At 58.8% G+C, this 23,508-nt stretch carries 21 protein-coding genes and 1 tRNA gene; 7 read left to right on the top strand and 15 right to left on the bottom strand.

Annotated elements, in window-relative coordinates; translation table 11 throughout:
• Positions 1–13: 13 nt before the first annotated feature.
• The 3 genes from HMPREF2528_RS00110 to modA all read right to left on the bottom strand — a co-directional run bounded on the left by HMPREF2528_RS00110 (position 14) and on the right by modA (position 3,237).
• On the bottom strand, positions 14–1,393 hold the full coding sequence (locus HMPREF2528_RS00110) for a molybdopterin molybdotransferase MoeA (RefSeq protein WP_044150194.1): 1,380 nt from the start codon (positions 1,391–1,393) through the stop codon (positions 14–16).
• Positions 1,394–1,517: 124 nt separating this feature from the next.
• On the bottom strand, positions 1,518–2,390 hold the full coding sequence (locus HMPREF2528_RS00105; protein WP_012903025.1) for an ABC transporter permease: 873 nt from the start codon (positions 2,388–2,390) through the stop codon (positions 1,518–1,520).
• Between the two features lie 37 nt (positions 2,391–2,427).
• The gene (gene modA, locus HMPREF2528_RS00100) at positions 2,428–3,237 is read right to left on the bottom strand and encodes a molybdate ABC transporter substrate-binding protein (RefSeq protein ID WP_044150191.1); all 810 of its coding nucleotides are present in this window, start codon (positions 3,235–3,237) and stop codon (positions 2,428–2,430) included.
• A 229-nt stretch (positions 3,238–3,466) separates the two neighbouring features.
• Here modA and moaA point away from each other — a divergent pair, with 229 nt between their 5' ends.
• From moaA to HMPREF2528_RS00075, 5 genes are all read left to right on the top strand, one after another.
• On the top strand, positions 3,467–4,678 hold the full coding sequence (gene moaA / locus HMPREF2528_RS00095) for a GTP 3',8-cyclase MoaA (protein WP_070541421.1): 1,212 nt from the start codon (positions 3,467–3,469) through the stop codon (positions 4,676–4,678).
• Positions 4,679–4,782: 104 nt separating this feature from the next.
• Complete coding sequence (locus HMPREF2528_RS00090; RefSeq protein ID WP_049338071.1) at positions 4,783–5,049, top strand: MoaD/ThiS family protein; 267 nt, start codon at positions 4,783–4,785, stop codon at positions 5,047–5,049.
• Complete coding sequence (locus HMPREF2528_RS00085) at positions 5,049–5,753, top strand: molybdenum cofactor guanylyltransferase (protein WP_049338070.1); 705 nt, start codon at positions 5,049–5,051, stop codon at positions 5,751–5,753. Before HMPREF2528_RS00090 ends, HMPREF2528_RS00085 begins: the two co-directional genes overlap by 1 nt.
• A 141-nt stretch (positions 5,754–5,894) precedes the next feature.
• Complete coding sequence (locus HMPREF2528_RS00080; protein WP_070506949.1) at positions 5,895–7,208, top strand: molybdopterin molybdotransferase MoeA; 1,314 nt, start codon at positions 5,895–5,897, stop codon at positions 7,206–7,208.
• A 98-nt stretch (positions 7,209–7,306) separates the two neighbouring features.
• On the top strand, positions 7,307–8,383 hold the full coding sequence (locus HMPREF2528_RS00075) for a LacI family DNA-binding transcriptional regulator (protein WP_070506951.1): 1,077 nt from the start codon (positions 7,307–7,309) through the stop codon (positions 8,381–8,383).
• Positions 8,384–8,499: 116 nt separating this feature from the next.
• On the opposite strand, the gene HMPREF2528_RS00070 is transcribed toward HMPREF2528_RS00075, so the two are convergent.
• The 12 genes from HMPREF2528_RS00070 to HMPREF2528_RS00015 all read right to left on the bottom strand — a co-directional run bounded on the left by HMPREF2528_RS00070 (position 8,500) and on the right by HMPREF2528_RS00015 (position 20,375).
• Positions 8,500–9,153, bottom strand: coding sequence for a GNAT family N-acetyltransferase (locus HMPREF2528_RS00070; RefSeq protein WP_070541418.1), 654 nt, complete (start codon positions 9,151–9,153; stop codon positions 8,500–8,502).
• Positions 9,154–9,427: 274 nt separating this feature from the next.
• Positions 9,428–11,425 carry a PTS sucrose transporter subunit IIABC gene (locus HMPREF2528_RS00065; RefSeq protein WP_049349209.1) on the bottom strand — a complete coding sequence of 666 codons (1,998 nt, stop codon included), beginning with the start codon at positions 11,423–11,425 and terminating at the stop codon, positions 9,428–9,430.
• Positions 11,426–11,667: 242 nt separating this feature from the next.
• Positions 11,668–13,209, bottom strand: coding sequence for a glycoside hydrolase family 32 protein (locus HMPREF2528_RS00060; RefSeq protein WP_070541415.1), 1,542 nt, complete (start codon positions 13,207–13,209; stop codon positions 11,668–11,670).
• A gap of 323 nt (positions 13,210–13,532) precedes the next feature.
• The gene (gene rplL, locus HMPREF2528_RS00055; protein ID WP_005504884.1) at positions 13,533–13,907 is read right to left on the bottom strand and encodes a 50S ribosomal protein L7/L12; all 375 of its coding nucleotides are present in this window, start codon (positions 13,905–13,907) and stop codon (positions 13,533–13,535) included.
• A 154-nt stretch (positions 13,908–14,061) separates the two neighbouring features.
• Positions 14,062–14,592: a 50S ribosomal protein L10 gene (gene rplJ, locus HMPREF2528_RS00050; RefSeq protein WP_070541412.1), complete on the bottom strand. Its 531-nt coding sequence runs from the start codon at positions 14,590–14,592 to the stop codon at positions 14,062–14,064.
• A 419-nt stretch (positions 14,593–15,011) separates the two neighbouring features.
• Positions 15,012–16,166, bottom strand: coding sequence for an ABC transporter ATP-binding protein (locus HMPREF2528_RS00045; RefSeq protein WP_070541409.1), 1,155 nt, complete (start codon positions 16,164–16,166; stop codon positions 15,012–15,014).
• A 195-nt stretch (positions 16,167–16,361) separates the two neighbouring features.
• Positions 16,362–17,351 (bottom strand): SLAC1 family transporter, encoded by a 990-nt coding sequence (locus tag HMPREF2528_RS00040; protein ID WP_070541406.1) that lies wholly within the window; start codon positions 17,349–17,351, stop codon positions 16,362–16,364.
• A gap of 216 nt (positions 17,352–17,567) precedes the next feature.
• Positions 17,568–18,263, bottom strand: coding sequence for a 50S ribosomal protein L1 (gene rplA, locus HMPREF2528_RS00035; RefSeq protein WP_005504876.1), 696 nt, complete (start codon positions 18,261–18,263; stop codon positions 17,568–17,570).
• 137 nt (positions 18,264–18,400) lie between these two features.
• Positions 18,401–18,829: a 50S ribosomal protein L11 gene (rplK, locus tag HMPREF2528_RS00030; RefSeq protein WP_005504870.1), complete on the bottom strand. Its 429-nt coding sequence runs from the start codon at positions 18,827–18,829 to the stop codon at positions 18,401–18,403.
• A 266-nt stretch (positions 18,830–19,095) separates the two neighbouring features.
• A complete protein-coding gene (gene nusG, locus HMPREF2528_RS00025; RefSeq protein WP_049338063.1) occupies positions 19,096–19,842 on the bottom strand; it encodes a transcription termination/antitermination protein NusG in 747 nt (248 codons plus the stop codon).
• 104 nt (positions 19,843–19,946) lie between these two features.
• Positions 19,947–20,225, bottom strand: coding sequence for a preprotein translocase subunit SecE (secE, locus tag HMPREF2528_RS00020; RefSeq protein WP_012903011.1), 279 nt, complete (start codon positions 20,223–20,225; stop codon positions 19,947–19,949).
• A 77-nt stretch (positions 20,226–20,302) separates the two neighbouring features.
• Positions 20,303–20,375 (bottom strand) — tRNA-Trp (locus HMPREF2528_RS00015).
• A gap of 353 nt (positions 20,376–20,728) precedes the next feature.
• Here HMPREF2528_RS00015 and HMPREF2528_RS00010 point away from each other — a divergent pair.
• Both HMPREF2528_RS00010 and HMPREF2528_RS00005 read left to right on the top strand, forming a co-directional pair.
• On the top strand, positions 20,729–21,931 hold the full coding sequence (locus HMPREF2528_RS00010; protein WP_070541403.1) for a pyridoxal phosphate-dependent aminotransferase: 1,203 nt from the start codon (positions 20,729–20,731) through the stop codon (positions 21,929–21,931).
• Between the two features lie 472 nt (positions 21,932–22,403).
• Positions 22,404–23,435, top strand: coding sequence for a 6-phosphofructokinase (locus tag HMPREF2528_RS00005; RefSeq protein WP_005504866.1), 1,032 nt, complete (start codon positions 22,404–22,406; stop codon positions 23,433–23,435).
• Positions 23,436–23,508 lie beyond the last annotated feature (73 nt).

Genomic DNA, 23,508 nt, shown 5'->3' with positions numbered 1-23,508 from the left:
GGGTGTGTTTCGCTTAGTTATCGGTGAGGCGAATGCGGTGGTAGGGTACCGCTTCTCCCCCGGTGTAGGTGGTTCCGGGCGCCAGCTCGATGAGCACATCCGCCTGGGCGGCGCGGTGCAGCAGGTGCGAGCCTGAGAGGACGTCCGGGTAGAGCTCCACCCGGTAGGTTCCGGGTTCCACCTCGACCATGGCGAGGGTGCCGCGCAGGAACTGGCGTTTGGCCGCCGGTGCGGTGAGCGGGGTTTCGGTGACGAGCACGCCTCGCGGTGCGTTATTCAAGGTCGCTTGTTCGGAGGCGACCGCGTAGGGCACACCGTAGGGACCGCCAGCACGCAGGTAGGGGCGCAGAATCAGCGCGTACGAGATGAGCGTGCTCACTGGGTTTCCGGGGAAGGAGATCATGGGCACGCGGTGGCCCTTGAAGTCGAGCAGGTTCACGCCCTGGGGGCCGCCGGGCTGCTGGCTGACGTGGCCAAACCAGGAGACGGGCACCAGAATATCGGCTTCGTGTGCCTTGGCGATGGCGTTACGGACCACCTCGTATTTGCCGTGGCTAATACCACCCGAGGTGATGATGATGTCCGGTTTGAAGCTCTCGTACTCTGCTACGAGGCGGTGCACCAGCTCTACCGGGTCGTCACCGATAGCGATGCGGCGCACCTCCGCTCCGTCTTCGCGGAGCATGGCGGTGAGCATGGGTCCGTTGGCGTCAAAAATCTGGCCCTGGCCAAGTTCCTGAGTGGTGGCGCTTCCATCTTCTTCAACGCCGGAGAGGATCTCGTCGCCGCCGGTGCACACGAGCACGCGAGGACCAGCCGCAACGGTCAGGCGTGCGTAGCCCTGGGATGCGAGCGCACCAAGCATGGCGGGGGTGATGCGTTCACCGGCGCGTGCGAGGACCTGGCCGGTGACGACGTCTTCGCCGCGGCGGCGCACGAATTGTCCGGGCTTGCCGGGGGCGAGTTTGACCTTTTCGCTGGGGCGGCCGAAGGACTCGGGTAGGTCGGGATATTCGATGCGTTCAGACTGTTCGACGGGGATGACGGCGTCGTAGCCCTTAGGCATGGGCGCGCCGGTCATGATGGGGTAGGTCAGGTCGTCAGAGGAGCGGGAACGTTGGAGGGGGCGGCCAGCGGGGATTTCGCGTCCGACGGTGAAGATGCGGTCTTCGCGTTCTGCGGCTTCGGCGGTGAGGGCGTAGCCGTCCATTTGGGAGTTGTCGAAGCTGGGTACGTCCATGCGTGCGGTGACGTCTTGGGCGAGGATGCGTCCGGCCGCGTGGTAGAGGGGAACCGTTTCTGCGGTGCCGATGAAGACTTCGCGCAGCAGTAGCGCCAGGTAGGCGCGGTATTCCTCGGTGCTGGGGGTTCCGTTGAATTCGGGGGCAATCATGGCGGTTCCAATCGTGCGGCGGCGGTTATGACTAGTGTAGGTGTGTTTTTGTGGGCTGGTAAATGCAGTTTCGCCTAAGGACCGGTATGCTCCCGGTGGTGTGCGGGGCAAGCGACGGGGTGGTTTATCGGGTGCTTTCGCGTAGTTTTTTCAGAGCGCGGATCAGGCCGAGGACCCCGAAGATTCCTAGGTAGAGGCTGATGAGAATCAGGGCGCTTCCGAGGGCGCTGGGGATGTCGCTGCTGTTGATGGCCAGGTCGATGGCGAGGGGTATGGTTTGGGTTTTGCCTTGCACGTTGCCGGCGAAGGTGACGGTTGCGCCGTATTCGCCGAGGGCACGGGCGAAGGAGAGCAGGAAAGCGGTGGCAAGGCCGGGCGCAGCGAGGGGTAGCAGCACTTTGAAAGTAATTTCTGCGGGTTTAGCGCCTTCGACGAGGGCAATTTCTTCGTATTCGCGGGGAATAGCCTGCAGGGTGGTGACCGCAGTGGCAACGAAGAAGGGTAGGGCGACGAATACCTGGGCGATAATCACCGCGTTGGGGGTGAATGGAATAGAGATTCCCGACTGGTAGAGGTAGGTGCCAATCATGCCTTTGCGTCCCCAGAAGAAGAGTAGCCCGAGGCCGGAGACAACCGGAGAGAGAATCACCGGGGTGTAGATGATGGCGTAGAGGACCGACCCAAACCGGTGTAGCCGCGAGCGATTGAGCACTTTGGAGAGCACAAGCGCCAGGGGCGCGCCGAGAAGCCCGCAGATGAGGGTGGATGCGGCGGCGGTGCTGAGGGAGAGGTTCGCCGCCCCGAGCACCTGCGGGGTGAAGATACTGCCGAGCTGGCTCCAGGGGATGTTGAGGAAGAGCCCGAGGAGCGGTCCGGCAATGAGGAAAATACCCAGCGACGCCGGAACCAGGAAGAGCACGGGCACGGAGGCGAAGAGTCTGCTTCCGGGTGTGCTTGAGGTTCCGGCGTTGCGGCGGGTAGCGGTAGTGTCTGTCATGGGTGGTGAGACGCGGGTTGTTCCCTACTGTGTTGAATTACTGTGCGGTGTTGAAGCCGTACTCGGTGAGGATCTTCTTCGCCTCGTCGGAGTTCTTCAACCATTCGTTGAACTTCTTCGCGGTTTCGGAGGAGGAGCCGGTCTTGCTCAGCGCTGCGGGGTATTCGTTGCGTTCCACGTCGGTCAGTTCGACGGAGCCGAGGTTGACGCCCTTCTTCTTGGCTGCGGCGAGGTCGGTGGTGTAGATGAAGCCTGCATCGGCGTTACCGGTGGTGACCTTGGTTGCTACGTCGGTGACCTTGCTTTCGGTGGTTGCGTTCTTGAGGGTGATGTCGTGCTTCTTCAGTTCCTGGTGGGCGATGGTGCCGCAGGGGACGTCTTCTTTGCAGACTGCGACGACGCCGTCGGTGGTCTTGAGGTCGTCGAGGCTGTTGATCTTGCCGGGGTTGCCTTCAGCGGTGACGAGCACGAGCTTATTGGTGACCAGAACGTTGGTTTCGGAGCCGGAGAACTGGTCGAGTTTCTTTGCCTTGTCCATGTTCTTGGTGTCTGCGGTGATGAGCAGGTCGGGGGTTGCGCCCTGCTCAATCTGGTTGACGAGCTTTGCGGAGCCTTCGTAGACGAAGGTGACGTCCACGCCGGGGTTGGCGGCTTCGTATGCCTTTTCGAGGTCTGCGCCGGCGTTGTTCAGGGAGGCTGCGGCGAAGACTTCGACCTTGCCGGAGGCAGCCTGACTGCTTGCCGCAGACGAGGAGGAAGATGAGGAGGAGCTCTGGGGGGCGCCGCATCCGGTGAGAGCGAGGGTTGCGGCGGCGAGCGCGCTGAGGGCTGCGAGGGGGGTCTTCATGAAATTTGTTTCCTTGATGGTTTCGTACTCTTGCGGTGGTGAGGTGCGTCCATGTGTGGGCTCTGTATGACGTTTTGTGTACTTCCCTAGCTTGTACACGTTGTTTTCCTCGTGGTGGTCTGCGGTGGCGCAGTTGTAACTTACCCTGCACACACTATGTACGGGGCGCCGGAACATGGAATAATCATATTGTCACCTGAAATATGCAAATTTTCCACATAGGTTTTACATGGCGTACACGGCAAATTCGACCTCTTCTGAGCTCATTGCGGGCCCAACGTTAAGCACCTTATCTTCTGCGGAGGGTAACGGGGCTGCTTTTGTGACACCCCAAAAATCTGAGAATGGCGTAAATGTACAGCGTAAGCTCCCGAATATTACGAATAGCGGTCCGCTCTTGGACCGTTGGGGTCGTGTGGCGACTGATCTTCGTATCTCGCTGACCGATAAATGTAATCTTCGTTGCATTTATTGCATGCCGGCGGATGGTTTGCAGTGGCTCCCGAAGGAGAATCTGCTCTCCGCCGAGGAGATTGCGCGCCTTGCCGATATTGCGATTACTGAGCTGGGCGTTGAGGAGATCCGCTTTACCGGTGGCGAGCCGCTGGTGCGCGCCGATTTGGTGGATATTATTTCCCGCATCCACCAGGCGCATCCGGATGTTCCGCTTGCTATTACGACGAACGGTATTGGTTTGGAGAAGCGTGCCGCCGCGCTGGCGGAGGCTGGTCTGACCCGCATCAATGTTTCTCTGGATACGATTTGCCGTGAGACCTTTGCCGAGCTGACCCGCCGCGATAAGCTCGACGCCGTGCTCAAGGGCATCGATGGTGCAGCGGAGGCTGGCCTGTGGCCGATCAAGATTAATGCTGTGCTGATGCCGGGTCTGAATGATGATCAGGCTCCGGAGCTTCTGCGTTGGGCGTTGGCGGGCGGCTATCAGCTGCGTTTCATTGAGCAGATGCCGCTGGATGCTGATAACCGTTGGACCCGTGAGGGCACGATTACCGCCGCTGAGATTCGCGAGAAACTGTCGGCTGAGTATGTTCTGGGTTCGGTGGCGGAGGCGCGCGGCGACTCCCCCGCTCAGCTGTGGGAGGTGTACCCGCTCGGTACTGCCCTGGATGAGGCGGGCTTCCCTGCTGACGGTACCGAGTCGCTGGGCCGTGTGGGTATTATCGCCTCGGTCACGGAGTCGTTCTGCAATGCATGCACCCGCACCCGCCTGACGGCGGACGGTAAGATTCGTTCCTGCTTGTTCTCCGACACCGAGACTGATTTGATGCAGCTTCTGCGTTCCGGTGCCGACGATCAGCAGCTGGCTCTGCGCTGGCGTGAGGGCATGTGGTTTAAGCCGCGAGCTCACGGCAAAGAAGACGCTGACTTCGATATTGAGGAGTTCGCCAAGGCGAGCCGCTCGATGAGCGCTATTGGTGGCTAGGAAAGCCGCTGATTCATCAGCCGAAGGTGCGCGGATAAGGCTTTTTATTGGCATCTTGCGCCCGTGATTTTCGGCTGTCCCCTGACTTAGGATTGAGGAGCATTATGCAGGTTCATTTTTTCGCTGCCGCACGTTCTGCGGCGGGTACCACGCAGCTGTCGGTACCTTTGGCTGAGTTACCGTCGGCAACTCTTGGCGCGCTCGTTGAGCATCTGGGTCAGAGCTTGGAGGGTACGACCCCGTCGGGTCTGACTCTTGCGCAGGTGATGGAGCAGTGCTCGTTCCTGGTCAATGGTGCCCGCTCGGATGCGCAGGCACCTCTGCAGGATGCCGACCGTGTGGACGTTCTGCCTCCCTTTGCGGGTGGATAATGCGGGCGGATAAAATGCCCGGTTCTGTACTTCCCGCTGGGGGCGATTTTTCGTGCGCCGCGGTCGTTGTTGCCGGAGGTGCTTCTCGCCGCCTGAACCACGTGCCGAAGGCGTCCCTGTCTGATGGTACGAATACTCTGCTGGATTGTGCTCTGGAGGCGGTGGCCGCCGCATCCCCGCGCGTGGTGGTGGGTCCTGAGAGCCTACCCTTGCCGTCGGGGGTGTTGCGTACTCGTGAGGATCCGCCGTTTTCGGGTCCTGCCGCGGCGATTCATGCCGGTTTGGAGTGCATTGCGGCCGATTGCGAGCGCTCGCAGATTCCTGTGCCCGACTGGTGCCTGATTTTGGGTGTGGATACTCCGCGTATTGCCCCGGCGGTTCAACAGCTGATTACTGCGGCGCAAAGTGCTGAGCGCACGGCGGGCTTCTCCCCTACTGATTCGGAATCATTTGAGGGTGCTGAATCATCTGCAGGTTTCTGGGGTGTTTCTGAGGGTATCTATCAGCCGCTGGTTGGTATCTACCGTTTTGAGGCAATTCGTTCGGTCTTTTCGGCCGGCACCACCAACGCTTCTGTTCGTTCTTTTTTGCGCCGTTTGAACCCGGTGGCGGTTCAGATGTCTGCCGCTGATACCGCCGATGTTGATACGTGGGAGCAGGCGCAGGCGCTGGGTTATACGACTTCGCTTTGGTCAAGCTATTAGTAGCTGAGCTACCGCAGTGTGATATTAGGGCCTGACTACGAGTACCCTAGGTGATAAGTCTTGGCTTTAGATGCCGTGTACATGTAGCGTTTTTGAGCTCGCGCGCTGTTGCGCGTCCCGCACACACTTTTACGAGGTACGATGTCTCACCATATTCCTTCTGTTTCGTGGCAGCAGGCCCGCCAGATTTTGCATGAGCAGGGCCTGGAGATTGCACACCATGTGAAGACGGAGTCTTTGCCGCTGCTGGCGACAATTGACCACTATTTGGCGGATGATGTTTATTCGGTGATGCCGGTGCCCCACTACAGCTCTTCCGCGATGGACGGTTACGCTGTGGCGGGTGTGCCTCCGTGGCGTCTGGTGACTCCGGCGTATCCGGAGGATTCTCGCGCTAATATTCACCGTCTGACGGTGCCGATTGCTCCGGGTGAGGCGACCCCGATTTTGACGGGTGGTTTGCTCCCTGAGGGCGCTGAAGCGATTGTGCGCGAGGAGCATTCGCGCCTGTATGAGGGTGCGGAGGCTTCGTCTCGCCCTGGTGTAGCTGCTCATTTGGAGACTCAGTCCAGTATTCATTACCTGGATATGGCGGAGGGTTTTGAGCCTCCGGCGCCGGGTGCTGATATTCGCCATGCTGGTGTTGAGCTAGAGCGTGGCGAGCTGTTGGCACGCCACGGCGACCGTATCTCTGCGCGTATGGCGGCGTTCTTGGGCACGAATGGTTTTGATGAGTTGCCGGTGTACGCCCCGATTCCGGTACGTTGCGCGTTTACGGGTAATGAGGTCATTACCTTTGGTGTGCCTGCGCCTGGTCAGGTGCGTGATGCGTTTGGCGGCTTTATGGAGCATGCGATTATTTCTGCTGGCTGCGAGGCGCGCCCTTCGATTCGTTTGGCGGATGTTGAGTCTGAGTTCCGCACGTTCTTGTCCACGTCGACGGCTCGTGTGCTGGTGTTTACGGGCGGGTCGAGCACCTCGGGTGTTGATTTGGTGCGTAAGGTGCTCAACGACATGGGCGCAACCTATTTGTTTGAGTCGGTGGATGTGCGTCCGGGGCATCCGGCATTGGCTGCGCGTTTGCCGGTTCCGGAGACGGGCCCGAATTCTGGTCGTGAGCGTTTTGTGTTGGGTCTGCCGGGTAATCCTTTGGCAGCGTACACGGCTTTGTATTCGTATTTGCCGCCGCTTTTGGCTGGTATGAGGGATATGCCCCTACCGGAGCTGGATTCGGCTGTTTTGGGTGAGCCGGTTGATACTTTGCGTAAGCCGGCGGGGGTTCGTCTGTTGCCGGTGTCGGTGCGTGATGGTGTAGCGTATCCTCTACCGAAGTCGGCGTCGCATATGTTGTCGTCGTTGGCAGCGGCTACTCATTGTGCGGTGTTGGATGATTCTTCGGTTCGGGGTTCTGCCCATGAGGTGGGAGCTCGGGTTCCGATTATTCCGGTGCTGTAGTAAGGCGCTATTTTCCGGCGTTGAAATGTTTATGCGGTATGCGGTCGGGGTATAGTAGAGAGATATGTCAATCGTTTAGCATACCGAAGGGAGCCCCCGTGGCTAAGCCCAAACTCAGCGACGTTGCAGCCCTGGCGGGAGTCTCCCCCACCACGGTCTCCCGCGTGCTCAACAACCGCGGCTACCTGAGCGAAAGCACCCGCACCAAGGTCCACGAGGCAATGCGGGAACTCGGCTACCGCCCCAACGCCATCGCCCGCAGCCTGCAGGGCCAGCGCTCGCAGATGGTGGGCCTCATCTTCCCCACGGTCGCAAACCCCTTCTACGGGGAGATGGTGTACCGCCTCGAAAGTTACCTTGCCGAAGCAGGCTACCGGGTCATTCTCTGCAATAGCGATGACCACCCCGAACAAGAGAAGCGCTACCTGGAGATGCTTTTCTCCAATCAGGTGGACGGCATCATCAGCGGCGCCCACTCTGACGCGCTGGTCAATATTCCGCACGCCCAGGCTCCCCTGGTGACCGTGGACCGCCTCGAAAGCGGCTTTTACCCGAATGTCCGCTCCGATAATTACGGAGGCGCCCGCGCCGCCACGGAGCATCTGATTGCCACGGGTGCGCAGAATATTGTGCACGTGACGTCGACCCTGGGTAAGCACAATGAGCGTCAGCGCGGATACCGTGAGGCAATGCTCGAAGCCGGACTCATGCCGGAGTTCCTGGAGCTGGGCTTCCACCCCTCCCTGGGCATTAAGCGTGAGGTGCTCTACCGCCACCTCGACGAACGCGCCGATAGCCCGGAGCCGGTGGATGCGGTCTTCGCCTCCAACGATAATTACGCCGCGTTGGCGCTGGGCTGGGCGCGCGCACGCGCTATTCGTGTTCCGGAGGATTTCCAGGTGATTGGTTACGATGGCACGCAGAGCGTTCAGCTGCTCATGCCGGAGTTGGCGACCGTGGTTCAGCCGATTGAGGGCATGGCAGAGCGTACCGCGCAGCGTCTGCTGGAGCTCATTGAGCTACAGCAGGAGGATTCCTCAGAGAAGACCACTCCCCCAATTACCCAGCCCGAGGATGTACTCCCGGTTGAGCTCCATCTGGGGGCTACGGTGCGTTCTATCCCGAATCTGGATCAGATTCAGCCTGACACCTCCGCCCCGGACGAGCTCCAATAGACGAGCTCCAATAAGAAGCTCCTCTTCTGACGATAAAAATCCGCCCCACCGTGCGAGTGCTCACGGTGGGGCGGATTTTGCATATACATTTATCGGTTTTGTGCGCGTCCGGAAGTTTAGGAGGTGCGCTGCACAATCTCGGTGGGACCGGTGCCGGGGTAGACCATACCAACGGCGTGTGCCTTGGAGAAGATTCCGTGGAGCGGGCCGAGGGAGAAGAATCCGCGGCGCTCATAGAGACGGGCACTATCGTAGGTCGATGCTTCGAGGTAGGCGGGGTAGTCGCCGATGCGTTCGGTACCGTAATCGAGTAGCTGCGAGCCGATGCCGCGGCCTCGGTACTCTTCGAGGACACCAATGTTGAAGAGGTACCAGTGCTTGTACGCGGGGCGGTACTTGAGCAGGTGTAGCTCCATCAGGACTGCCCTCAGCAGGGTCTTGCAACCGAGTGCCTTGTAGTAGGCGCCAATCTGCTTGAGCTCGTTAGCGAAGGAACCCTCATGGGATTCAGGGGTGTTCCAGAGACAAACACCCACAATCTTGCCGGTAGAGTCGTCAATAGCAATGTCGATACGGCCGCGACCCTGGAAGTTGCCGTAGACCTGAAGGGTCATAATGGCGCGGAGCCTGGCGAGTTCCTGTCGGCGGCTACCGCCTGCAATGACTGCCATCATGGCAGGGTCACCGTCAAACGCGGCAATCAGGACTTCGAGCGCTTCGGCATATTCATGAGGCTCGGCGGTGCGGACAGTATAGGAAGCTAAGGTCATATTCACCCTTTACAAAAGCTTGAAAGTATACATAAATATTAGCTGGATTATTCACTCCTGGCTAATAAATTCTGCCTTATCAAGACATTTTTCATAGCCATGCATCGAATGTGTGCCAGCTTATATTGCACCAATATGCATAAATTTTACGAATATTTATTCATGTTATTTTTGCATTACTTTGCAGGAAAAAATGTACACCCCGCACCAACTCTAGGAAGAGGGGTACGGGGTGTACATCACGTTGAGGTTATCTACTCATTAAGAGTGCAGACTATGCGTTAGCCTTTGCCTTCAGTGCAACCTTCAGCAGCGAATCTGCGCTGGTCACCGATGCGCCCGAAGCCTGAACATCTTCAACCGAAGCAGCCGCCTTCTTGGCGTTGGTAATCACCATGGGGGTTGCCAGCGGGTAGCCAGCAGCCTTGATGGCGGGGATATCGAACTCAGCGATGACGTCGCCGCGCTTGACGGTGTCACCCTTAGCAACCTTGGGCTCGAAGTGCTTGCCGTCGAGCTCAACGGTGTCCATGCCGATGTGCATCAGCAGATCCAGGCCGTCCTCGGTGCGCAGACCGTATGCGTGGCCGGTAGGGAATGCAACGGTGATCTTGCCGTCAGCCGGTGCGTAGAGCTTACCTTCGGTGGGCTCCACTGCGGTGCCTGCACCCAGTGCGCCGGAGGAGAAGGTGGGATCCTTGACGTCAGCCAGCAGAACCACGGAACCGACCATGTGGGAACCGATTTCGACGCTCTCGCCAGCCTCAGATGCTACAGCGGCGGCGGGAGCTGCGGCAGCAGCTACGGTGGCAACGGGAGCGGCAGCAGCGGGTGCAGCGGGTGCCTCAGTGTTGCCAGCCTCAACCTTCTTACCCCAGATAAAGGAGGCAACGAAAGCGATAACGGTGGTCAGGATGAGGCAGCCGAAGAAGCCAGCCCAGCCCGCGCCGGTAGTGGGGCTAATGGAGGGGAAGCCGATGTAACCAGCGGCGCCCAGAGCAATTGCCTTCACATTCAGGATGGAAGCGACCATTGCACCGATACCTGCGGAAACAATAGCAATGTAGAAGGGCCAGCGCAGAGCCAGGTTCACACCGAACATTGCGGGCTCAGTAATACCCAGGAATGCCGAGGGTGCAGATGCCGAAGCAATACCCTTAATCTTCTTGTTCTTGGTGGTCAGCGCAACACCGGCTGCAGCAGCACCCTGCGCCACGTTAGACATCGACGCGACAACAAAGATGAAGGAACCACCGGTAGCCCACAGGCTCATCTCGATGGGCGGGAATGCCTGGTGCATACCGGTCATCACGATGAATGCGTAGAAGGTACCGAAGACCAGACCGCCGAGCGGGCCGGCAACGGTGTAGAGCCAGTTCACGCCCTCGCCCAACCAGGTACCCAGCTGGAACATCGGGGGACCGACCAGAATAAAGGTCAGGAAGCCGGTGATGAGGATGGTCAGAGTGGGGGTGAAGATGAAGTCGATGGTGCCCTTGAGGACCTTGTGGAAGAACTTCTCGATATTCGCCAGGATGAAGGCGACCAGCATAATGGGCAGCACGGTACCCTGGTAACCCGCTTGCTGAACCTGCAGACCGAAGAGGTTCCAGTACTTCATCGGGTCGGTGCCTTCAGCACCCGCCAGGGATGCTGCGACACTGTAGCCGTTCATTAGGGCCGGGGAAACCATCGCGGCACCCATGGTCAGACCGAGGTAGGGGTTACCACCGAAGACCTTAGTAGCGGAGAAGCCGACCAGCACGGGCAGGAAGGCGAAGGGAGCTGCGGAGAGCAGGTTGATGATGTCTGCAAAGTCAGCCCACTCGGGGTGCATTGCGATGAAGCTCTCGGGACCAAAGATACCCTTGGAGGTCAGCACGCTGTTGATTGCCATCAGCATACCGCCACCGACCAGAACCGGAATCAGCGGGACGAAGATATCAGCAATGGTCTTAATGAAGCGGGAAACGATGTTGCCCTGCTTGGAGGCGATTTCCTTGAGATCATCCTTAGATGCTTCGGGTGCGCCAGCGGCGATAAGGTGCTTGTGTACCTCGTTAACGTCGCCGGGGCCGACGATAATCTGGAACTGGCCAGCATTGAGGAAGCTGCCCTTAAGATCCTCGTCGTTGTCGATTGCTGCCTGGTCGACCTTGTCCTGGTTCTTCAGGACGAGGCGAAGGCGGGTTGCGCAGTGTGCGGCTGCAACGATGTTGCCGGCGCCACCGACGTCCTTCAGCACGCGCTGTGCCACTGACTTGTGGTCCACGCTCGCTCTCCTTTGTTTGGAGCACCACCGTATGATGCTTTGTAAATGGGGTGGGGTGACATGTCTGTGTGTGCATGTCATGTATATGTCATACGTTTGACATATCAGATGTAAAACATGGTATCACGGGAAAGTTCTTAAAAGCGAGGGCCCACTCTCCACACGGAGAGTGAGCTCTCAGACATATTCAGAAATTACCGGAAACTACCCGCATAGGCGGCTCCCAACGCCTAGAAAATGGCTTAGAGGCGGCCATACTCCAGGGACAGCACCTCGCCACCGGTCAGGCGGACGCGGCGCTTATCGCCCTTGAAGAAGGTGCGAGCGGTCATAACCTCAGCGCCCATGGAGGCAACCAGCTTGCCACCCACGTACAGTTCGGTAGCCGAACCGTCCACAAGCAGGTCAAACTCGCGAATCTTCGAACGCTTCAGGGTTCGACGGCGCAGGCTGCCACCCTCGGTGTAGCGGGTACCGCCACGGTCCATCTGCACAAAGTCCTTATCCAGAACGATGCTCAGTGCCACGCCGTGAGTGTCCTTGATCTTCAGCTTCACGCACTCGTCAGAGACGTTCACGCGGCCGCGCAGACGGAAGGTCAGGGCATTCTTCAGCTCGACGAGCTTACCCTTCTCCTCCTCGCGGTACAGCGGGGTCATCTTCATCGCGTCGTTCAGCTGCGGAACCGGGCGCTGGAAAATCTTGCCGTTGCGCAGGTGCAGCTCACGCGGGTAGGTGAACATGTGCACCCAGCGGTGGCTCCACGAGGGCAGGTCGTCCTGGTCAGCATTGCCCAGCCAAGCAATCATCACCGGGGCATCACCGCATACATCGTGCGGTGCCTTCGGGTCGGCGGTCAGGCCGGTACCGGAGATGGTCTGCGGTGCGTAGAACTCGAAACCTGCATCCAGCTCGGTGAAGGGGGTCTCCACGGTGAACTTGAGGGTCTTGTTATCCAGCGAACCAACAATGTAGCCGCTCTGGAAAATGTTGTTGTACTTCTCGCCGAGGGGATGCATGCCCTGCGGGCTGAAAATCAGCACGTCACGAATCTCGCCGGTCAGCTCATCACGCATGCTCAGCAGGGAGGGGCACTCATACATGTAGGTGCCCTTGAGGCTCTTATCCTTGATGTCCAGCTCGCCGCGGAAGGCCCACTCGCGGCGGTCAGCGGAGGTGTACACGACCACGGCGCCGGTCTTGTCTTCACGCTGAGCACCAATAACCATCCACCACTCGCCGTTACGCTCAAAGACGTGCGGGTCGCGGTAGTGCGCGGTGTAGCCCTTCTCAGGGCCGGAAATCAGCGGGGGCAGCTGACGGGTCGGCTTCGCGTCCTCACCCGCAGTTGCGAGAATCTGGTAGGTTTCACGGTTGCCCTTCTCGTCCTTCACGTTACCGGTGTAGAAGAACTCAAAACCGCCGGGAACCTTAATACCGGAGCCGGAGTAGCAGCCGTGCGAGTCGTAGCGGCTATCGGGCACCAGGGCGGTACCCTCATCGGTCCAGTGGGTCAGGTCCTCACTGACCGCATGACGCCAGTAGACCATACGCTCCGGGTGCAGGGGCGAGTACTGGTAGAAGGCGTGATAACGCTTACCATCGAAGACCAGGCCGTTCGGGTCATTCAGGCGGCCCACGGGAGGCGCCAGGTGCAGAGCAGGGTAGTCGCGGTCTTCACGAACACCGGCACCGAAAGCGTCCAGGACCTGCTGTGCTTCAGCCGCCAAGTCGCGGGCGGGTCGCTCGGTTGCGCTCTTCTTCTTTTTCTTCTGCTCGCTCATGTCTATCCGCTTTCGTGCAAAGGAATGTCTGGGTTGTCTCATCCCATCATACGGCACCTCTGCCCCGTTGCCGGGCTCTAGGAGAGAGGCACCACAGTGCTCTCAGCCTCTCTCATCCGGGGCACAGTGCGGTCACAGCGACTTCTGCGGGTGAGCGCGGTCAGATAGGACAGCACCACCGTTTGCTACAGGAGAAAAGAGCGGATGCGGCAAAGCCCCGAACCTCCCCAGTCTTCATACCGGGCGGGTTCGGGGCCGTTAAATGCCGCGAGGCGGCACATCCGATGGATGCACCGCCCGCGTAAGAATCGAGAAGAAGTCGATTACTTGAGGGTGATGGTTGCGCCAGCAGCCTCGAGCTGCTCCTTAGCCTTCTCAGCGTCTTCCTTGGAAACGCCCTCGAGCAGAGCCTTGGGAGCGCTGTCAACCAGGTCCTTTGCTTCCTTCAGGCCGAGGGAGGTCAGGGCACGAACTTCCTTGATCACTGCGATCTTCTTGTCGCCAGCGGACTCCAGGATAACGTCGAACTCGGACTTCTCTTCAGCAGCCTCGCCTGCTGCGCCGCCTGCTACAACAGCAACGGGAGCTGCTGCGGTGACGTCGAACTCTTCCTCGAATGCCTTAACGAACTCGGAAACCTCAACCAGGGACAGTTCCTTGAATGCTGCAATGAGTTCTTCGATGGACAGCTTAGCCATTGTTTGGCTCCTTCACTATCTGGTGCGGGCTGACGCCCGCGGTGTAAATCTTCAGTACCTACCCGAGAGGGTTGGTCAAATTTAGGTGCGTTATACGCTGTTCGCGTTCACGCTGCTGAGTATCTCAGCGCTGGTGCAGTAGCACGAAAGGGGCTTATGCCTCTTCCGAAGCTTCCTCGGCAGCAGCGGGAGCTGCGCCTTCCTGCTCCTCCAGCTTGACGCGCAGTGCGTCCACAACCTGTGCGATGCGTGCGATGGTAGCCTTTGCGCCACCTGCAACCTTGGACAGCAGAACCTCGCGGGATTCCAGGTCAGCGTAGCGCTTGACGTCGTCCTCGGAAAGAGCGGCACCTTCGTAGTAACCGTTCTTCACAATCAGCTGGGGGTTAGCCTTGGCAAAGTCACGCAGGCCCTTAGCAGCATCAATCAGGTCACCCTTGATGAATGCCAGTGCGGAGGGACCCTGGAGGTGGCCTTCGAATGCGTCGATGCCAGCTTCCTTAGCTGCAATAGCAGCCAGCGTGTTCTTCACCACGGCGTATTCGGTCTCTGCACCGAGTGCGCGACGCAGCTCCTTGAGCTGTGCAACAGAGAGACCGCGGTATTCGGTCAGGATGACTGCGTTCGAAGCTTCGAAGAGTTCCTTCAGCTCGGATACTGCAGCGATCTTTTCCTGAGTCGCCATGGTAGTTCCTTCTTCCGATTCTTGTAAGGTCGCCGGTAGAGCCTCGAAGCATTTATTGCAAGCAATAAAAAATGCCCCGACGCGTAGGCGTACGAGGCACAGTAGACGAAACCCTGAATCAGGGCAACGGCTATTCACTTCGAGTTACCTACGCGGGCGGCGATTTCTAGTGAAATCTGCTCTTATCAGAACTCTGTTCTTCCTCTCCACCGAGGTTCTTCGTCTCCACCGAGGTGGTGATAAAGGACATAGTTCTAGACCGGCGGTCTTTGGTTCATTCATCATCTCAGGTTAAAGCCCGAGTCGCAAGTTAAAAACGTGATTAAGCGGGGTTAATCACTTAAAGCTCCTCTTTAAGCCGATTAACCCGCGCTTTCTCCCGTCTGAAAGGTCCAGCTAAAAGCCAGTAAAGACGCGTTTTAGAGGTAAAAACGCTTTCCGCCCGAGAACAAGAAGCAACGCTCAGCAGCCACACCCAGGTGCACCCGCTCTCCCACACTCAGGAAGGTACTGTTCGGGGAGGCGCCGCTCAAGGTGGCACTCTGCACATCGGGAATAAAGAACTCAAGCTCCTGACCGGCACGCACTCGCGCATACACTCGGTCACTCGGCTCAGAATCCACCGAAGCCCGCCGAGATTCCAGAGGCAGGGACACCGCATCCAACAGACGCGCGCGGTACAGCATGCCACCCACCAGATGGCGGCTACCGAGCACCTGCACCGGCAGAGCATGAGCAGCGTCTGCCGCCACGGGGCACAAAGCGGTCGCACGAATCGCCAACTCGCACCCGGCAGGAAGCGACTCCGAATCCTCAAGATTCAAAAGGTTCAGTGCGGGCGCCGCCAAAAGCTTCGCCACCTGCAGAGTATGCGGATGCGCCAGCAACCGCTCCGGAGTGTCCACCTGCACCAGGTAGCCAGCATCCATCACCGCCACACGCTGCCCCAGCATGAGCGCCTCATTCTGATCATGGGTCACGTACAGGCCCGTAAAACCGTAACGCTCATGCAGGCGCACAATATCGGCGCGGATACTCGCGCTCATCTGCTCATCCACACTCGCCAGCGGCTCATCAAAAAGAACCACCGGGGCACGACGAATCAAAGCACGCGCAATACCCACACGCTGAGCCTGACCACCCGACAGTTGCGAAGGCTTACGGGACTCCAGCCCCTCAAGCTTCAAAGCCTCCAGCAGCTCACGGTAGTAGTCCATATCAACCCGGCCGGCGAACGCACCCAGCCGGGTCGGAAACATAATATTGTCCTTCACGCTCAGGTGCGGGTACAGAATAGGGCGCTGAAAAACCACACCCACCGAGCCGCGTTCCAGAGGCTGACCGGCATAGGTCACCCGACCCGCGCTCGGCTCCTCCAAACCGGCAATAATGCGCAGCAGAGTGGACTTACCTGTACCCGAAGAACCAACCAGAGAAATCAGCTCGCCGGGGTGCACATCCAGGTCAATCTCGTTCAGAACCGTCGTATCGGTGCCAAAGGTCTTAGCGACACCTCGAATACGTAGGCCTTCAAAAGGCTCCGCCGCAGCAGAAGAATAGGATGCAGAAGTCATTCCCCCATTATCGCCGAAACTCGCTCCCGGCACGGGCACAGAAGATAAGCGCCGTCATAAACAACCGCCTCAGCCTCCACGCCGGCTGCCTGAAGAAAAACCAAACAAAAAAGCCCACACAAGAAAGTCTAGGCACGGCAAAGCCCCGGATCACATCCGGGGCTCACACCATATGCCTAAAGCAGCGAAAGGCCTCTAGCGCCGCCCCACCAACAAACGACCCTGCGACGCCACATACGCCACACCGCCCCACAGGAAGACCAAGAAACCAGTACCAATCGCCATCAGCACAATACCCAGCGGGTTCAGCACGCCCGCGGCGCTCAAATGCACGCCGCTAGAAACCATTGCACCCATACCGAAGGAGAAACCCCACAGGCTCATGGAGAAGCCGCCCTCCATAATCCAGGGCAGCAGACGCATCAAAAAGAGCAGCTGCAAAATACCGTAACCGGTCATGATGAGGAAGAACCAGTCCACCGTGCCGCCATTAGCTGCCAGGTACGCGTTGCCTCCCACAAACGGCGGAGCCAACTGCACACCCATCAGACCGCGCTCACCAATGTTCATCGGAGCCAGGTTACGCAGACGGTTCAAGATCGCAGACTCCATGCTGAACCACGAAATCAGGCCCGCGCCGAAGAAAAGCATCGCCGCGTCCTTCCATCCCATCATGCCCATCGCGGTTGCCGTCGCAAAGTTCGTCGCAACCGTCGGCAGGTATAGTACCGGGGTGGTCGCCTCCGCCACGTGGGTACCGCGCCACATACCCGCAATGCGGTGGGAGGCAAAGTACAGCTGCCCCAGACCGCCAAGAATCGCCAAAGCGTAACCCAGGTAGGACAGGTACGGGAAAACCGTCGCACCCATCTGCGCGGTCGTCGCCGGGATTAGCGAAAAGAAGCAGCACCGCACCGGATGCGCCCACTGCTCCCGCAGCCACGGGCGGAAATTCAACACCGCAACAACCATGGCGGCAATCAGAATCAGCCACACCACAGCGGCGAAAGCAAGAATCGCCTCACCCAGCCAAGCGGGAACCATACCCGCGGAGGCGGCGGCACGCCATGCCGCGCCCAGGGCACCGGTACCCAGTGCCATCGCAAAGTAGCTGACGGGAATCGGGAAGGGACGAGTGGCAGCCTGCGCTGAGGGAGTAGAAGAAGCCGGTAAAGGCTGAGTCATGAATAGATCCTTAAGGTCTGCTTGAGCCCGCACATCAGGCAGGCGGAACTAGGATGATAAGAACGAAGTGTGTGCTGTTTATTCTAACGAGCTCGCCGCAGATATATTCCAGAACATACAGGTAGAGCGGCAGGAGAGCAGGCATAAAAATCGCCCCCGACGCCTAAACGTCGGGGGCGACTACTAGCTAAATGCTAGAAGCTACAGGTGCATACCTTAGGCAGCAACGGCAGCGGGATCAACGGGGATGCCGGGGCCGAAGGTGGTAGCAACGGTTGCCTTGGAGATGTAACGGCCCTTAGCCGAAGAGGGCTTCAGGCGGTTAACCTCTTCCAGAGCTGCCTGGAAGTTCTCCTCCAGCTGCTCAGCGGTGAAGGAAGCCTTACCGATGATGAAGTGCAGGTTGGAGTTACGGTCAACGCGGAAGTCGATCTTACCGCCCTTGATGTCTGCAACAGCCTTTGCGACATCCATGGTCACGGTACCGGTCTTGGGGTTCGGCATCAGGTTACGGGGACCCAGGATCTTACCCAGGCGGCCGACCTTGCCCATCATGTCGGGGGTTGCAACCGCTGCGTCGAAGTCGGTCCAGCCGCCAGCGATCTTTGCGATCAGCTCGTCGGAACCAACGTAGTCAGCGCCAGCTGCCTCAGCCTCAGCAGCCTTGGGGCCTGCTGCGATAACGACCACGCGAGCGGTCTTACCGGTGCCGTGGGGCAGGTTCACGGTACCGCGAACCATCTGGTCTGCCTTACGGGGGTCAACGGACAGACGCATTGCAACCTCAACGGTTGCGTCGGTCTTGGTGGAAGAGGTTTCCTTCGCCAGGGCAACTGCCTCAGCGGGGGTGTAGAGCTTACCCTCTTCAATCTTGGCTACAGCTGCCTTGTACGCCTTGCTGCGCTTTGCCATCTGCTTTTCTCCTTATGCAGTTGTGGTCTCGTGAGCCGCGCTCGGCTCTGCCACATCCCGTCCATACGACGGGCATTTACAAGTTCTGTGTAGAAAAATCTACGGTGCCGATTACTCGGCTATTCGGCGAACCGAAATTACTCGACGGTGATACCCATGGAACGAGCGGTACCTGCGATGATCTTGGAAGCAGCATCCAGGTCGTTTGCGTTCAGGTCGGGCATCTTGGTCTCAGCGATCTCGCGCACCTGAGCCTCGGTCAGCGAACCAACCTTGGTGGTGTGAGGAACAGCGGAGCCCTTAGCAACGCCAGCAGCCTTCTTGATCAGCTGGGAAGCCGGAGGAGTCTTGGTGATGAAGGTGAAGGAGCGATCCTCGTAGACGGTAATCTCAACGGGGATGATGTTACCGCGCTGCGACTCGGTTGCAGCGTTGTATGCCTTGCAGAACTCCATGATGTTCACACCGTGCGAGCCCAGTGCGGGGCCGACGGGGGGAGCCGGGTTAGCGGCGCCTGCCTGGATCTGCAGCTTAATGAGGCCAGTGACCTTCTTCTTGGGAGCCAATGTAGGGTCCTTTTCTTAGCTGGGAACCGACGCACAGGAGCGTACGCCGGCAAGACGGTGACCGTGGCGCGGTCACCCGTGCATCCGCATGAAAGCGTGACATGCGCATACACAAACCAACATTCTAGCGTTAATCAGCGACTTAATCCAGCGCCAGCTAGCAGAAAGAGTAAACCTCACCCACACAGCCACCGCCGGCTACACAGTCACTACAAAATATGAGCCCCGCACCGAAGTGCGAGGCTCATATTCACACGCTAAAAACGTTAAATCTTTTCGATCTCGGTGAAGCTCAAGGTCACCGGGGTATCGCGGCCGAAGACGGAAATCATCACGACAATCTGCTGGGACTCGCCCTTGATCTCCGAAACGGTAGCGTCCATGCCCTCGAAAGCACCGGACTTCACGCGGACGTTCTCACCCACAGTGTAGTCGGACTCGATAACGGGCTTGGAAACGGGCAGGCCCTGGCTCTGCTGCTGCTCTTCGAAGACCGGCAGGAGCATGTCGAAGACCTCGTCCATGCGCAGCGGGACCGGGTTGTACGCATCCTGACCCACGAAGCCAGTCACACCGGGGGTGTGGCGGACAACGCCCCACGAGTGGTCGGTCAGTTCCATACGAACCAGAACGTAACCGGGAACACGCACGCGGCGGATGGTCTTCTTCACGGTGTTCTTGAACTCAACCACGGTCTCCATGGGAACCTGAACCTCGAAGATCTCATCTTCAGCTTCCAGGTTCTGGATACGGGTCTCGATACCGGTCTTCACCTTGTTCTCGTAACCAGAGTAGGTGTGAACCACATACCAGTCGCCCATCTGACGGCGCAGCTTGGACTTGAATTCTTCCAGAGCGTCGACTTCCTCAGCAGCCTCAGCAGCTGCTTCAGCCACCTCAACAGCCTCGGTAGCTTCCTCAGCCTGCTGCTCAATAGCCGCAGACTCCTCAGTAGCCTCAGCAGCGGCTACCTCGACCTCTTCAATCTCGGATACCAGTTCCTGCTCGGACACGTCGCTCCTACTTTCTATCGTTAATCATCTAGAGGGGACTCCCACTCACCAATGCGCTGAGGGAAATCACTGATGGGGCACCCCAAATAAGGATGCATCCAGTACTAGTTACGCTGAATGGTTCCGTTACCGAAAATCCAGAATGCTCCCTGGCCGAAAAGATAATCCAGACCAGAAATAAGAAGGAGCATCACCACGACGAAGAACAGAACTCCGAAGAAGTAACCAACCAGTTCACGTCCGGTGGGAGTAGTAACCTTCTTCAACTCCGCAATAACTTCACGGAGGAATGCAAAAATACGGCCGAAGAAACCGAGCTTCTTATCGCTCTTCGACGATGCGCCGGGCTTAACAACCTTCTCGGCGGTAGCAGACGATGCCATTTCTTCTGCCCCTTTCTGAGTCTAAAAAAGTACGCCCGGGGTGCGGGCGTACAAATTATTTATTGAGGCAATAAAAGCAGGGCGGACAGGACTCGAACCTGCAACCTGCGGTTTTGGAGACCGCTGCTCTACCAATTGAGCCACCACCCTTTGAAGTTTTCACTTCAGGTGTGAGAGTTGCTTCTCACGTGTCTACTCCTCCATTGCCTCCTAAGCCGTGGCTTTAGAGGGGCAAACAATTACACCCTTGCGGGTGCAGAACTAACTGTAAACCATCTTTCGGGGCCGATGCAACTTCAGAATGTAATATTTTTCGAAAAACCTCTTGAGATACCTTGACGAGGGGTTCCGCATCGCTACTAGTGGACCGTATCCTATTACAAGGAACGCCGCACACACCCGCGCCCATCACGCGCGGATTGGTCCTGCACGCGCATTCCCATCACCTATTTCCTTGTCGACTTCACGCCGGCAGCGCACAAGAAGAAAGAGAAGAGAGCCCCATGGCGCGTATTTCAAGCCGCATCGGTGCCATCGCACCCTCCGCAACCCTTGCCGTCGACGCAAAGGCAAAAGCACTCAAGGCTCAGGGACGCCCCGTCATCGGTTTCGGTGCAGGCGAACCGGACTTCCCCACCCCCGCGCACATTGTGGACGCCGCACGCGAAGCGCTCAACGACCCCAAGAACTTCCGCTACTCCCCCGCCTCCGGCCTTCCCGAACTGAAGAAGGCAATCGCGGAAAAGACCCTGCGCGACTCCGGCGTAGAGATTGACCCCTCCCAGGTCGTCATCACCAACGGCGGCAAGCAGGCCGTCTACCAGGCATTCGCAACCGTCATTGGCGAAGGCGACGACGTCCTGTTGCCCGCACCCTACTGGACCACCTACCCCGAGTGCATCCGCCTGGCCGGCGGCAACCCCATCGAGGTGTTCGCCGGTAGCGACCAGCACTACAAGGTCACCGTCGAGCAGCTCGAAGCAGCCTACACCCCCGCCACCAAGGCGCTCATCTTCGTCTCCCCCTCCAACCCGACCGGTGCCGTCTACACCGAAGAGGAAACCCGCGCCATCGGCGAATGGGCTCTGTCCAAGGGTATTTTCGTTCTGACCGACGAAATCTACGAGCACCTCACCTATGACGGTGTTCAGGCAGTCTCCATCCTGAAGGCGGTGCCCGAGCTCGCTGACCTGTGCGTCATCCTCAACGGCGTGGCAAAGACTTACGCCATGACCGGTTGGCGTGTGGGCTGGATGATTGGCCCGCGCGACGTTATCGCCGCAGCTTCCAACCTGCAGTCCCACATGACCTCCAACGTCAACAACATCGCCCAGCGCGCAGCCCTTGCCGCTCTGACCGGTCCGCAGGACGACGTGGAAATCATGCACGCCGCCTTCGACCGCCGCCGCCGCACCATCGTCGACGGCCTGAACGCTATTGAAGGCGTGCACTGCCCCGTACCCACCGGTGCGTTCTACGCATACCCGGACGTACGCGAACTGCTCGGCAAGGAAATCGTGGGCGTACGCCCCCAGACCTCCGCAGAGCTCGCCGAGCTCATCCTCGAAAAGGCTGAGGTCGCCGTAGTTCCCGGCGAGGCATTCGGCCCCAGCGGCTACCTGCGCCTCTCCTACGCTCTGAGCGACGAGGACCTGGCAGAGGGCCTGGCTCGCCTGCAGAAGTTCCTCGGTCAGGCACGCGACTAGTTCCGTCCCCCTCTGAGCGCGCCTGCTGAACCAGTAACTCACCCCGTGGGAAGCGGTTCAGACGTGGGATAAACCGGTGTGAAACGATCAATCACAGGGCTATTGACCGTTTTTTGCCCTAAAAACGGAGAATCCCACAAATATTTAAAAATATTTTTAAAACGAATGAGGCTTCCCGCATCTTTACAGATGTGAGGAAGCCTCATTCGCCTCTTCGGTGCCATAGGTGGGAAAGGGCGGCTATTTGTGTTTCAAACCCAAACATACAGGTACTAAAAACCTGAACTTTTCAGCACCAAAACGGGTGTTCCCACGGCTTTCCACCACTACCCACACAACCCAAACATCGCTAAAATAGAGACCAAGAGAACGACCTCCCGACCGGCGAACATTCGCGTGCCGAATTCGTGGAGGTCATAGTTATATACACGCGCGCACAACACCTAAAACGCGCAGACATTAGGAGCCAACCATGAAGATCGGTCTGCTTACTTCCGGCGGCGACTGCCCCGGCCTGAACGCTGTCATCCGCGGCGCCGTGCTCAACGGTGTCAAGAAGTACGGCTACGAGTTCGTCGGCTTCCGTGATGGCTGGCGCGGCGTCGTTGAAGGCGACTACATGGACCTGCCCCGTCAGAAGGTCCGCGGCCTGGCAGCCCAGGGCGGCACCATCATCGGCACCTCCCGCACCAACCCCTTCGACGGCCCCAACGGTGGCCCCGAAAACATCGAAATTATGATGGAACGCCACGGCATCGACGCAATCGTTGCTATCGGCGGTGAAGGCACCCTCGCAGGCGCAAAGCGCCTGGCAGACGCAGGCCTGCCCGTCATCGGTGTGCCCAAGACCATCGACAACGACCTGCGCGCAACCGACTACACCTTCGGTTTCGACACCGCAGTGTCCATCGCGACCGAGGCAATGGACCGCATCCGCACCACCGGTGAATCGCACCACCGTTGCATGGTTGCCGAGGTCATGGGCCGCCACGTCGGCTGGATCGCACTGCACTCCGGTATGGCTGCAGGCGCACACGCAATCCTGATCCCCGAGGTCAAGGTCTCCATGGAGCAGGTTGCTGAATGGGTCAAGGAAGTACACGACCGCGGCCGCTCTCCCCTTGTTGTTGTGGCTGAAGGCTTCATCCCCGAAGGCTTCGACGACGTCATGGCAAACAAGGGTACCGAGAAGGACGGTCGTCCCCGCCTCGGTGGTATCGGTGAGTACATCACCCACGAAATCGAGAAGATGACCGGCGTCGAGACCCGTAACACCATCCTGGGCCACATCCAGCGCGGTGGCGCACCCACCGGCTACGACCGCGTGCTCGCAACCCGCCTGGGCATGGGCGCAGTCGACATGGTCGCTCAGAAGCAGTGGGGCAAGATGGTCTCCGTTCAGGGCACCGAAATCAAGTACGTACCCCTCGAAGAGGCACTGGACGGTCTGAAGTCTGTACCTCAGGAACGCTGGGAAGAAGCAGCCGTCCTCTTCGGCCGCTAAACCCCACAGCCTCAGCGCATTAGCTGAGCACTCATACTAAAACCGCGGAGGCGGGCACCCGTAACGGGTGCCC

The sequence above is a fragment of the Rothia sp. HMSC078H08 genome (assembly GCF_001808955.1).
In the GTDB taxonomy this organism is placed as follows: Bacteria; Actinomycetota; Actinomycetes; order Actinomycetales; family Micrococcaceae; genus Rothia.
The sequence above is the reverse complement of the archived record's forward strand: the minus strand, read 5'-3'. Positions and strand labels throughout refer to the sequence as shown.

Excerpts from the sequence above, each read along its gene's own strand:
- HMPREF2528_RS00010 (WP_070541403.1), top strand. The coding sequence starts at position 20,729 with ATGGCGCGTATTTCAAGCCGCATCGGTGCCATCGCACCCTCCGCAACC.
- HMPREF2528_RS00045 (WP_070541409.1), bottom strand. The coding sequence starts at position 16,166 with ATGACTTCTGCATCCTATTCTTCTGCTGCGGCGGAGCCTTTTGAAGGC.
- moaA (WP_070541421.1), top strand. The coding sequence starts at position 3,467 with ATGGCGTACACGGCAAATTCGACCTCTTCTGAGCTCATTGCGGGCCCA.
- HMPREF2528_RS00040 (WP_070541406.1), bottom strand. The coding sequence starts at position 17,351 with ATGACTCAGCCTTTACCGGCTTCTTCTACTCCCTCAGCGCAGGCTGCC.
- HMPREF2528_RS00105 (WP_012903025.1), bottom strand. The coding sequence starts at position 2,390 with ATGACAGACACTACCGCTACCCGCCGCAACGCCGGAACCTCAAGCACA.
- rplL (WP_005504884.1), bottom strand. The coding sequence starts at position 13,907 with ATGGCTAAGCTGTCCATCGAAGAACTCATTGCAGCATTCAAGGAACTG.
- rplJ (WP_070541412.1), bottom strand. The coding sequence starts at position 14,592 with ATGGCGACTCAGGAAAAGATCGCTGCAGTATCCGAGCTGAAGGAACTC.
- HMPREF2528_RS00080 (WP_070506949.1), top strand. The coding sequence starts at position 5,895 with ATGTCTCACCATATTCCTTCTGTTTCGTGGCAGCAGGCCCGCCAGATT.
- HMPREF2528_RS00005 (WP_005504866.1), top strand. The coding sequence starts at position 22,404 with ATGAAGATCGGTCTGCTTACTTCCGGCGGCGACTGCCCCGGCCTGAAC.
- HMPREF2528_RS00060 (WP_070541415.1), bottom strand. The coding sequence starts at position 13,209 with ATGAGCGAGCAGAAGAAAAAGAAGAAGAGCGCAACCGAGCGACCCGCC.
- rplA (WP_005504876.1), bottom strand. The coding sequence starts at position 18,263 with ATGGCAAAGCGCAGCAAGGCGTACAAGGCAGCTGTAGCCAAGATTGAA.
- HMPREF2528_RS00070 (WP_070541418.1), bottom strand. The coding sequence starts at position 9,153 with ATGACCTTAGCTTCCTATACTGTCCGCACCGCCGAGCCTCATGAATAT.
- HMPREF2528_RS00110 (WP_044150194.1), bottom strand. The coding sequence starts at position 1,393 with ATGATTGCCCCCGAATTCAACGGAACCCCCAGCACCGAGGAATACCGC.
- modA (WP_044150191.1), bottom strand. The coding sequence starts at position 3,237 with ATGAAGACCCCCCTCGCAGCCCTCAGCGCGCTCGCCGCCGCAACCCTC.
- secE (WP_012903011.1), bottom strand. The coding sequence starts at position 20,225 with ATGGCATCGTCTGCTACCGCCGAGAAGGTTGTTAAGCCCGGCGCATCG.
- HMPREF2528_RS00090 (WP_049338071.1), top strand. The coding sequence starts at position 4,783 with ATGCAGGTTCATTTTTTCGCTGCCGCACGTTCTGCGGCGGGTACCACG.
- HMPREF2528_RS00085 (WP_049338070.1), top strand. The coding sequence starts at position 5,049 with ATGCGGGCGGATAAAATGCCCGGTTCTGTACTTCCCGCTGGGGGCGAT.